The 10335-nt window shown below is 40.9% G+C and carries 11 protein-coding genes; 7 read left to right on the top strand and 4 right to left on the bottom strand.

All coding sequences use genetic code 11. The features are described from left to right. Nucleotides 1-153: 153 nt before the first annotated feature. Together chrA and AC1DRQ_RS26850 are read right to left on the bottom strand one after the other, a co-directional pair. Nucleotides 154-1359, bottom strand: a complete 1206-nt coding sequence (chrA, locus tag AC1DRQ_RS26855; protein ID WP_477428488.1) for a chromate efflux transporter — start codon at nucleotides 1357-1359, stop codon at nucleotides 154-156. Between the two features lie 90 nt (nucleotides 1360-1449). Continuing rightward, nucleotides 1450-1776 carry a tetratricopeptide repeat protein gene (locus AC1DRQ_RS26850; protein ID WP_477428486.1) on the bottom strand — a complete coding sequence of 109 codons (327 nt, stop codon included), beginning with the start codon at nucleotides 1774-1776 and terminating at the stop codon, nucleotides 1450-1452. A 60-nt stretch (nucleotides 1777-1836) separates the two neighbouring features. On the opposite strand from AC1DRQ_RS26850, the gene AC1DRQ_RS26845 reads away from it, so the two are divergent. The 4 genes from AC1DRQ_RS26845 (at nucleotide 1837) to AC1DRQ_RS26830 (ending at nucleotide 5764) form a co-directional block, all read left to right on the top strand. After that, entirely contained in the window at nucleotides 1837-2574 is a 738-nt protein-coding gene (locus AC1DRQ_RS26845; RefSeq protein WP_429392317.1) for an electron transfer flavoprotein subunit beta/FixA family protein, read from the top strand. Between the two features lie 35 nt (nucleotides 2575-2609). Further along, nucleotides 2610-3587 carry an electron transfer flavoprotein subunit alpha/FixB family protein gene (locus AC1DRQ_RS26840; RefSeq protein ID WP_429392315.1) on the top strand — a complete coding sequence of 326 codons (978 nt, stop codon included), beginning with the start codon at nucleotides 2610-2612 and terminating at the stop codon, nucleotides 3585-3587. Nucleotides 3588-3612: 25 nt separating this feature from the next. Next, nucleotides 3613-4215 (top strand): bifunctional nuclease family protein, encoded by a 603-nt coding sequence (locus tag AC1DRQ_RS26835; RefSeq protein WP_429392312.1) that lies wholly within the window; start codon nucleotides 3613-3615, stop codon nucleotides 4213-4215. A 289-nt stretch (nucleotides 4216-4504) separates the two neighbouring features. Continuing rightward, complete coding sequence (locus tag AC1DRQ_RS26830) at nucleotides 4505-5764, top strand: nucleoside permease (protein ID WP_477428483.1); 1260 nt, start codon at nucleotides 4505-4507, stop codon at nucleotides 5762-5764. Between the two features lie 102 nt (nucleotides 5765-5866). Here AC1DRQ_RS26830 and AC1DRQ_RS26825 read toward each other — a convergent pair whose 3' ends face one another. Beyond that, nucleotides 5867-6580 carry a ThuA domain-containing protein gene (locus tag AC1DRQ_RS26825; protein WP_477428481.1) on the bottom strand — a complete coding sequence of 238 codons (714 nt, stop codon included), beginning with the start codon at nucleotides 6578-6580 and terminating at the stop codon, nucleotides 5867-5869. 178 nt (nucleotides 6581-6758) lie between these two features. Beyond that, nucleotides 6759-8468, bottom strand: a complete 1710-nt coding sequence (locus AC1DRQ_RS26820) for a GMC oxidoreductase (RefSeq protein WP_477428479.1) — start codon at nucleotides 8466-8468, stop codon at nucleotides 6759-6761. A gap of 257 nt (nucleotides 8469-8725) precedes the next feature. Here AC1DRQ_RS26820 and AC1DRQ_RS26815 point away from each other — a divergent pair, with 257 nt between their 5' ends. From AC1DRQ_RS26815 to AC1DRQ_RS26805, 3 genes are read left to right on the top strand one after another with little or no spacing between them, the layout of a single operon-like run. Continuing rightward, nucleotides 8726-9556 carry an MOSC domain-containing protein gene (locus AC1DRQ_RS26815; protein WP_477428477.1) on the top strand — a complete coding sequence of 277 codons (831 nt, stop codon included), beginning with the start codon at nucleotides 8726-8728 and terminating at the stop codon, nucleotides 9554-9556. Next, the gene (locus AC1DRQ_RS26810) at nucleotides 9553-9942 is read left to right on the top strand and encodes a VOC family protein (RefSeq protein WP_477428475.1); all 390 of its coding nucleotides are present in this window, start codon (nucleotides 9553-9555) and stop codon (nucleotides 9940-9942) included. The genes AC1DRQ_RS26815 and AC1DRQ_RS26810 overlap by 4 nt, the downstream gene beginning before the upstream one ends. A gap of 33 nt (nucleotides 9943-9975) precedes the next feature. Continuing rightward, entirely contained in the window at nucleotides 9976-10254 is a 279-nt protein-coding gene (locus AC1DRQ_RS26805) for an Rdx family protein (RefSeq protein WP_477428473.1), read from the top strand. Nucleotides 10255-10335: the final 81 nt, after the last annotated feature.

Raw genomic sequence — 10335 nt, 5'->3', positions numbered from 1 at the left:
GCTTCGTTTAAAGACGCCCTAAAGTAATTGAATAAAAGCCTTATAATAAAGCCCTGTTTTAAAAAAGCAGGGCTTTATTATTTTGCGATTTGCTAACATCTGCACATCTGCCATTTGCACATTCAAAAGCTCCCCCTTTAGGGGCCGGGGGGCTTAAAAAAATATCCCCAGCAAAACTCCGATGATGATAACTACCGGGGTTTTTATTTTGGTAAAATGTAGCAGGGCAAAGGTGCCGGTCATTAAGCCATAAGCTACCCAATCACCCCCAAATGGCTTTACCAATAAAATAAACGCAGTGGCCATAAAACCTACTGCAACCGCATTAATGCCGCTTAATGAATTTTTGATACGGGTTATTCTTTTCAGATCCTCCCAAAAAGGTACGATGAACAATATCAGTATCAGACCCGGTGTATTTACACCTATCACCGCTACCAGGCTACCTACAATCTGGCCGCCAATACCAAAACCCTTGTTTCCTAATGTAATACCACCTAAAAATGAGGTAAAAGAAAATGTTGGGCCTGGTAAGGCCTGTTGCAAGGCATAGCCCGAAAGAAACTCCGAATTGCTCAGGTAATGTTTAACCTCCACAAATTCGGTATACATTAATGGTACCATAACCTGTCCGCCGCCAAATATCAATATACCGTTACGGTAAAAGTTTTCAAACAAACGTATGGGTAAACTAAATGGTGATGTTTGGTTAATAATGGCACCCAAAGCAGCAAAAAACAACAATATTCCAATAAAATAAGCTACTTTATTAGGGTTTACGTTTGAATATAGCTTAACCCGCAGCTCATTTTCCTGCGGCTGTGTTTCCATGGCCGATGATATAATGCCCCCTAATAAAACCAATATTGGAAAAGCGTAGGCATTTTGTAAAATAAGCGTTGCTATGAGCGATCCGATGGCCAGCATAGTGCTCACCCGTGTTTTTAAAAACCTGTTGGCAAAGGTGTAGGTAGCGTAAGCTACTATCCCCACGGCCATAGGTTGTATATAGGTAATTACATGTGCAAACTTAGCATGATTGGCAAACATTTTATAGCTGATGGCTGCTACTCCCATTATTGCTGCCGATGGCAGGATCCATATCAGGAAAGTGATCAGCGCTAACCGCAGCCCCCCTACCTTCCAGGCTATGCCAACCAGTGTTTGGGTTGATGACGGACCGGGCAATACCTGCGACAGCGCATTTAGTTCCATCAGTTCATCTTCGGTTATATAACGTCTTTTTTCAACAAATTCGCGTAGCAAAACAGCTATGTGTGCCTGGGGCCCCCCAAAAGCGGTAAATGTGTAAATAAAAACGTCGCGGAGAAATAGAAGATGCCGTTTAGTAATGTTCATCGGTTCATTAGTTCATTTAGTTTATTGGTACTGGGTTTAAATTTAGCCATTGTTTATTAATGAACTAATAAACACCAGTGAACTAATGAACTAATAGTCATCATCGTCTTCTTCAATACCCATGGCCAGTCTGTAAACAGCCTGTAATTCTGAAAACGCATGGTTATCACGTTTCAGTTTAGCGGTTTTCATGCCGGTTTCGTAGGTGTTAATGGCATCCTGTTTACGGTTAAGGGCTTCGTATAGCTTGCCTAAATGATAATAAGTGCCTACATAGTTAGGATGGTTTGTAATTAAATCCTCATAATAACTCAAGGCCTTATCTGCCTGATTAAGACGCAGATATTCTGTAGCGAGGGCATATTTTAAGAACTCGTCCTCTGGTTCATTCTTTATAAATTCTAATAGCTTATCCAATCTGCTCAACTCCATTTTAAACTCTATCTTTTTTAACTAAATTTGCAAAAACCTATTAATATGAAGATCTTGGTATGTGTAAGTAATGTTCCTGATACCACCACAAAAATAACCTTTACTGATAACAACACCCAATTTAATACAAATGGTGTTCAATTTATATTAAATCCTTATGACGAGATAGCTCTTTCGCGCGCTATTGAGCTAACCGATGGCGGTAAGGGTTCAGTAACGGTTATTAATGTTGGTGAAGTAAATACAGAGGCCACCATCCGCAAGGCACTCGCTATTGGTGCAACTGATGCGGTGCGTATAAACGCTAAACCGCATGATGCCTGGTATGTGGCTTATCAAATAGCCCAATATGTAAAAGCCAATCCATTCGACCTTATTTTAACCGGCCGAGAGTCCATTGATTATAACGGCTCAAAAGTGGCCGGTATGCTGGGCGAACTGCTGGATATGCCATCGGTATCCATCATTAAAAAATTGGATGCTACTGACAGCAATGCAACTGTTGAGCGCGAAATTGAAGGCGGCAAAGAAGTTTTGACTATTCCATTCCCTTTTGTAGCAGGTACAGCCGAAGGTGTTGCAGAACCTAAAATACCTAACATGCGTGGTATCATGTCGGCCCGCACCAAACCCTTAACTGTTGTTGAACCAGTTGATGTAAAAACATTTTCAGAGATTCTCAGTTATGAAACACCTGCCCCACGTGGACAGGTTAAACTGGTACCTGCTGATGATACGGCTAAACTGGTTGAGCTTTTACACACCGAAGCACGTGTTATATAATTAAATTTAAACCGATTTTTACGAAAACATTTAATATGTCAGTTTTAATATATGCGGAAAATGCCGGCGGTAAATTCAAGAAGTCGATTTTTGAAGCCGTAACTTATGCCCGGGCCATTGCCGATCAAAATAACACCAGCCTTGTGGCTATTTCTATTGGCGATGTAAGCGCCGGCGAACTGGCTGCTTTGGGCAAATACGGAGCTGAAAAGGTGCTTCATGTATCTGGAGAAAAATTGAAGAATTTTGTAAACCAGGCCTATGCCTCAGTAATTGCCGAAGCTGCTAAAAAACAAGGCGCAGATATTGTAGTATTATCCAATACCTTCTCGGGTCGTGGCCTGGCTCCCAGACTGGGTGTAAAACTGGAGGCTGGCGTTGCAGATGGCGCGGTAGCATTACCTGAACAAAATGGAGGTAAATTCACCGTTAAAAAAACCGCGTTTTCGGGCAAAGCTTTTGCTGTTGTTGAATTAACGTCGGCCAATAAGGTTATTGCCCTGGTACCTAACTCTTATAAAGTTGTGGAAACCGGAGGAACAGCCCAGGTAGAAGATTTTACAGTAGAAACTAAAGAGTCGGATTTTAAAGCCATGATCAAAGAGATCGTACGCTCAACCGATAAAGTATCATTACCCGATGCCGAAATTGTAGTTTCGGCAGGGCGCGGCCTTAAAGGCCCCGAAAACTGGGGAATGGTAGAAGAGCTGGCCGAACTGCTTGGAGCAGCTACAGCATGCTCAAAACCGGTATCAGATGCCGGATGGCGCCCCCATAGTGAACACGTTGGACAAACTGGTATAGCTGTCAGTCCAAATTTGTATATTGCAATAGGAATTTCAGGTGCCATACAACACCTGGCAGGCATCAGTTCTTCAAAGGTTATTGTGGTTATTAACAAAGATCCCGAGGCTCCGTTTTTTAAGGTAGCCGACTATGGTATTGTTGGCGACGCATTTGAAGTGGTGCCTAAATTAATAGCGGCCGTTAAAGAATATAAAGCTTCAGCATAAATTATTAGGTGCGATGGGTAATAACATGAAAAAAATTAAGCTGGATATTGTAGGCTTGTCATACAGTCAAACACAATCAGGTGCCTACGCTTTGGTTTTAGGCGAAGTGAGCGGACGCCGCAGGCTCCCTATAATTATTGGCAGCTTTGAAGCGCAGGCCATAGCTATCGAAATAGAGAAAATGACCCCAAGCCGACCGCTTACGCATGATCTGTTCAAGAGCTTTGCGCAGGCCTACCAGATAGAGGTGCAGGAGATCATCATTTATAATTTGGTTGATGGTATATTTTACTCCAAACTAATTTGCAGTGATGGTAAAAAGTCTGTTGAAATTGATGCCCGTACATCTGATGCCATTGCCGTGGCTGTTAGATTTGACTGCCCTATTTTCACATACGAATTTATACTTTCAACCGCAGGCATTGTAATTGAAGGCAATGATTTTGTTTATCTTGAAAATATTAACGAAACCCAGGAAGAAAAATCTGTTGGTACCGCGGTAGGCAGCGGATTTGCATCCTTAAGTATCGATGAGCTAAAAACAAAACTGCAGGAAGCGCTTGCCGAAGAATCATACGAAAAAGCAGCCAAAATACGTGATGAGTTAAACAAGCGCAAAGCGTCATAATTTAAAGTAGTGATTTCGGAAGMTTAATTGGTAAAACAATCACCCATGTCATTTCGAACGAGGAACGGGGAGAAATCTTATATGACTTTTCATAGGAACTTTGAATAGTGTATAAGATTTTTCGCTATAGCTCGAAATGACAGACACTTTAGCGAGTATTAAAAATTCCAATAGTCAAATACATCCCATTTTACTAAATTCCCTGCTTGGCGGTTTCTTGATTTACATTTATTTCATTACTTTCCATTTTTAATTTAACACTGATCATATTTATTAAACCAGGTACTGTATGAATATTAAGTTTCGCTTAATTCTGATGAATTTTATGCAATATTTTATATGGGGGGCCTGGCTTTTAACTATAGGTGCTTATTGGTTTCAAAATAAACATTGGTCGGGAGCCCAATTTGGGGCCATTTTCTCCACCATGGGTATCTCAGCGATCTTTATGCCGGCCCTTACCGGCATTATTTCAGACAGGCTTGTAAATGCCGAAAAGCTATACGGCATTATGCATATTTTAGGGGCATTGGTATTATTTACGTTACCCCTTGTAAAAGATCCTTCCACGTTTTTCTGGGTAATGTTATTAAATATGATCTTCTATATGCCAACCTTATCCCTGTCAATAACAGTTGCATTTTCAGCTTTAAAAAACAGCAATATAGATGTAGTGAAGGATTATCCTCCAATACGGATCTGGGGAACTATTGGTTTTATTGTGGCACTATGGGTAGTAAGCCTCACTCATAATGAAACCTCGCCAAACCAGTTTTATATCGCCTCTGCAATAGCCTTAACATTGGGTATTTATTCATTCAGCCTTCCAAAATGCCCGCCTCTTTTAACTAAAACCAATAATAAGTCGTTTATAGACTTATTAGGAWTAAATGCCTTTGCTTTATTTAAGACCCCGAAATTTGCTATTTTTTTCGCTTTCTCCCTACTTTTAGGAGCAGCTTTACAGCTCACCAATGCCTATGGTGATACCTACATCCATGATTTTAAAAATGTAGCTGCGTATAAGGACTCAATTGCAGTAAAATATCCTGCTATCATTATGTCCATATCCCAGATATCCGAAACGCTCTTCATTTTAGCTATCCCATTCTTCCTGCGTAAATTTGGAATTAAGTATGTGATGCTGTTCAGCATGTTAGCCTGGGTGTTACGATTTGGGCTTTTTGCTTTTGGAAACCCTGCCGAAGGGTTGTGGATGATAATCTTATCCTGTATTGTATACGGTATGGCGTTTGATTTCTTTAATATTTCAGGCTCATTATTTGTTGAAACACAAACAACTCCCGAAATAAGAGGCAGTGCACAGGGCTTATTTATGATGATGGTAAATGGATTTGGAGCATTGTTTGGCAGTTTTGCAAGCGGTGAAATTATTGATAAATTTTTCACCATGCCCGATCAAAGCAAAAACTGGCACGGCATCTGGCTTACTTTTGCGGTGTATGCCTTGGTGATTGCTATTGTTTTCCCGTTTGTGTTTAGGTATAAACATAACGCGGCACTCAAACATGCTATTGCACACGCGTAAAACAATATCATCTGAATCAGAATTTACAGGATTTGAAAATTAACAGAATGTAACTTGATTATTCTGAAAATCCTTAAATCCTGTAAATTCTGATTCAGACAATTACTTCTTCCCTATCGCATATTGTATCCCACCCAAAAGGTGCTTCAAATACAAAGGATCAGCGTATGATTCATCGGTATGGCCCAGTTCGGTATAAAATGCCCTGCCGCCATCAAACTCATGGTACCAGCTCATAGGGTGATTATCACCGTTCTCGCCACCTGTATAGCTTTTCTCATCAATCTTGATCAGCACATGCAGATCATCACCAATCCATTTGTAATTATACCATTCATCCCATCTTTTCCATTCTTCGCGCAAGTGTTTGGTAGCTATAAAATTACGGTCAACCACATGCAGGGTAGCGTTCTGCTGTTTCGGGTGACTTTTAAAATAAGCCCCAACCAGTTTACCATACCAAGGCCAGTCATATTCCGTATCGGTTGCCGCGTGTACACCAACAAACCCGCCACCTGCTTTTATATATTGTTCAAAAGCGGTTTGCTGGGTATCATTCAAAACATCCCCGGTAGTACTTAAAAATATTACCGCCGCGTATTGCTTAAGATTAGCAGCTGTAAATTTTTCGGCATTGGTAGTGGTATCCACATCAAAATTATTTTCCTGACCAAGTTTTATAATGGCAGGAACGCCTACAGCTATGGAGTTATGATGAAAACCAGCTGTTTTACTAAAAACCAATACTTTGGTTTTGGCAAAAGCCTGTGTAAATACCGAGCTGATCAATAGGGCAACGATGATTAGTTTCTTCATGTTATATTGGGTTAAATTATTTTATGTCAAGCTGAACTTTTTCCAGCATCTCATGAGCAGGTCAATTCCAATGATTGGCCCTGCTCGTGAGATCCCTAAATAAATTCGGGATGACTTATGATGTTTGATTTATCTTTTGTTCTTTCCTTCTATCTTTAATCCTTTGTTTATTATCTCCTTAAATATTCCCTTTCTTTAATTCATCCGCGGCGAAATTGGCTGCGCGTGCGGTTAGGGCCATATAGGTTAATGACGGATTTTGACATGCTGATGAGGTCATGGCTGCGCCATCGGTAACAAAAACGTTCTTGGCATCCCATACCTGGTTGTGTTGGTTTAATACAGATGTTTTAGGATCGCGGCCCATTCTTGCTGTACCCATTTCATGAATGCCATCGCCTACATGGTGCCCCCTGTCGTGTGTTTTTACATTTTTAACACCGGCACTTTCCAGCATGGCTTTTGCCTCCTTAATAATATCAATGCGCATCTTTTTCTCGTTATCTTTAATTTCGGCATCCATAGCTAAAATTGGCAGTCCCCATTTATCTTTCCGGGTTTTGTCAAGGGTGATCTTGTTTTCATGATAAGGGAGCAGTTCACCAAAACCTCCAATCCCAATTTGCCATTCTCCAGGTTCGGTTATGGCATCTTTATATTGCGCACCAATGTTCAATTCAGCTATTTCCCGGCTCCAGCCTGTACGGCTTGCGGCGCCCTGGTAACCAAAACCCCGCAAATAATCCCGCTTATCACCAAATAAATTGGCAAACCGCACCACATAAATACCGTTTGCACGGCGGCCATAATAATATTTGTCCTCAAAACCCTCTACTTTACCAGATGCACCCAGGTTATAGTGGTGATCCATAATATTATGTCCCAGTTCACCACTGCTGCTGCCTAACCCATCAGGCCAAATGTCAATAGCCGAATTCATCAATACCCAGGCGCTATTTAAAGCCGATGCATTAACAAACACAATTTTTGCATAATACTCATAGGTCTGGTTGGTTTCGGCATCCAGTACCTCTACCCCTGTTGCCTTTTGGGTATCCTTATCATATAATATTTTAGTAACTATAGAGAATGGTCTTACAGTCAGGTTCCCGGTTGCAAGGGCCGCAGGCAAAGTTGACGACTGTGTACTGAAATATCCGCCGAAAGGACAACCTTCCCAGCACCTGTTCCTGAACTGGCATTTTGTACGGCCTGGTATAGCAGCAGTAAGATTAGCCGAACGGCCAATGATCATGTGCCTTGTACCGTTATAGTTCTTTTTAATACGTTCAGCCACATCCTTTTCAACCCAGTTCATATCCATAGGCGGCAGGAAATGCCCATCAGGCAATTGCGATAAACCTTCCAATGAACCACTTACTCCGGCAAATTTTTCTACATGATCATACCAGGGTGCAAGATCTTTATAGCGTATTGGCCAGTCAATTGCCCAGCCATCTTTTGCATTAGCTTCAAAATCATGATCGCTCCAGCGGTAACTTTGCCTTCCCCATAAAATAGAACGTCCGCCTAACTGGTAAGAACGCCACCAGTTAAAGGGCTTAACTTCGGTGTACGGAGCTTCCTGTTCATTTACCCAATAATCCATAATGGGCTCAGTAGCGCCCCATCCACGTGAAATAACCGGGCGCACCTTGCGCTGTGCCTGTGTTACATTGCCACGGTGCTCAAAATCCCAGGGATCTTTACTGGCTGTTTTATAATCTTTGATATGCTCAAAATTTCGCCCGCGTTCAAGCATAATGGTTTTCAAGCCTCTTCCGGTTAATTCTTTAGCCGCCCAGCCTCCGCTTATACCCGAGCCGATAACTATCGCATCATAGGTATTATCGGCCTTAGCTTTGCCGCTTACATTGTTTAATGGCATAATTTAACTAATTATTAAAGGTTAATTAAGAATTGGTTCTGGTAATTGGATAAACAATATTATTAATTAAAATCAACTAAAGCAATCAAGTAGCGCATAAAAATACAATCGATTGTAATTATGCGGTTACAAAAGACTTATTGGGAATTGACTCACCTGGTCTGCGCTTTTCCGGGCCCCTGACTCTAACATTCTTAATTTCAATCACGTAAAACAGCATCAAATTTTATATTTTTACCCCTCACCTGCACAATGCCATGCTTACTATAAGTGAACTATATATTTACCCTATAAAATCATTGGGCGGCATAGCCGTAACCCATTCGGAGGTTACTGATCGTGGCTTAAAATATGACAGGCGCTGGATGCTGGTTAATGAGCAGAACCGCTTCCTTACACAAAGGGAGTTTCCACAAATGGCATTATTGAAAGTGCAGATTGAAAGTGATGGTTTATTGGTTACCCACCATTTAAATGGATCTGTCAGCATACCTTTTAAGCAATACAACCCAAACAAACAGCAAGTGGTTATTTGGGATGATACATGCCCTGGTGTATTTGTGAGTGATGAACATGACACCTGGTTCAGTGCCGCGCTTGGTATAAAATGCCGGCTGGTTTATATGCCCGATGATACCCGGCGTGAAGTTGATCAAAGATATGCTCCCGAAGGCTCAGTTACCTCTTTTTCTGATGCCTATCCCTTTTTAATTATCGGTCAGGCATCGCTTGATGATTTGAATAACCGCCTTGCCGAACCTTTACCCATGAACAGGTTTAGGCCGAATATTGTTTTTATCGGCGGCGAACCTTTTGAGGAAGACCTGATGAAGCATATACACATTGCAGACATTAGTTTTTATGGCGCAAAACTTTGTGCCCGCTGTATAATGACCACTATAAACCAGCAAACCGCGGTAAAGGCTAAAGAACCTTTAAAAACTTTAGCGTCCTATCGTTTTAAGAATAATAAAATACTGTTTGGCCAAAACCTGATCCATGGGGGTACTGGTATTATTACTGTAGGCGATACAATCGAGGTATTGAGTATTCATAATGAAGAAAGGTTCATTGTACCTCAAAAATGAAAAGGTATATCGCACATATAGCGCTATTGGTTAAAGATTATGATGAGGCCATTGAGTTTTACACTCAAAAACTTGACTTCATCCTTATTGAAGACAGCGCTTTAAGTGATACCAAAAGATGGGTATTAATTGCACCTGATAAACAGGCACAATGTTATATTTTACTGGCAAAAGCGGCTAATGACGAACAAAAGCAGGCCATTGGTAATCAATCAGGTAAACGGGTGTTCCTGTTTTTATATACTGATGACTTTTGGCGCGATTACCATAAAATGCTTAAACTGGATATTAATTTTGTAAGACCGCCAATAGCAGAAGAATATGGTACTGTAGCCGTGTTTGAGGATTTGTATGGTAATTTATGGGATTTGATACAGCCGAATTAAGATATCTCTGCTTTATATTAATAGATTAGTAAAATGAAACCAACCATCACCATTGAATATTGCCCCAAATGTAACTGGATGATGCGGGCGGCCTACATGGCCCAGGAACTGCTTACCACTTTTACTGATGATGTTTATGGTGTAACGCTGCATCCGAGTGAAATAAGCGGCAAATATACCATCAGCGTTGACAGCATTGTGCTGTTTGACCGCAAAGAACAGGGCCGTTTCCCCGAAATTAAAGAATTAAAGCAATTGGTACGCGATCGTGTTAACCCCGATAAAAGCCTGGGGCACTCCGATAACAGATAAATATTATAGAGTATTTTAATTCTATAGTATTACTCGATATTTTTATTTATAATTAACAAAATTCTTATTTACCTTTGTTAG

The sequence above is a fragment of the Mucilaginibacter sp. P4_E8 genome, from assembly GCF_056401495.1.
This window is presented reverse-complemented; position numbering and strand designations above follow the sequence as displayed.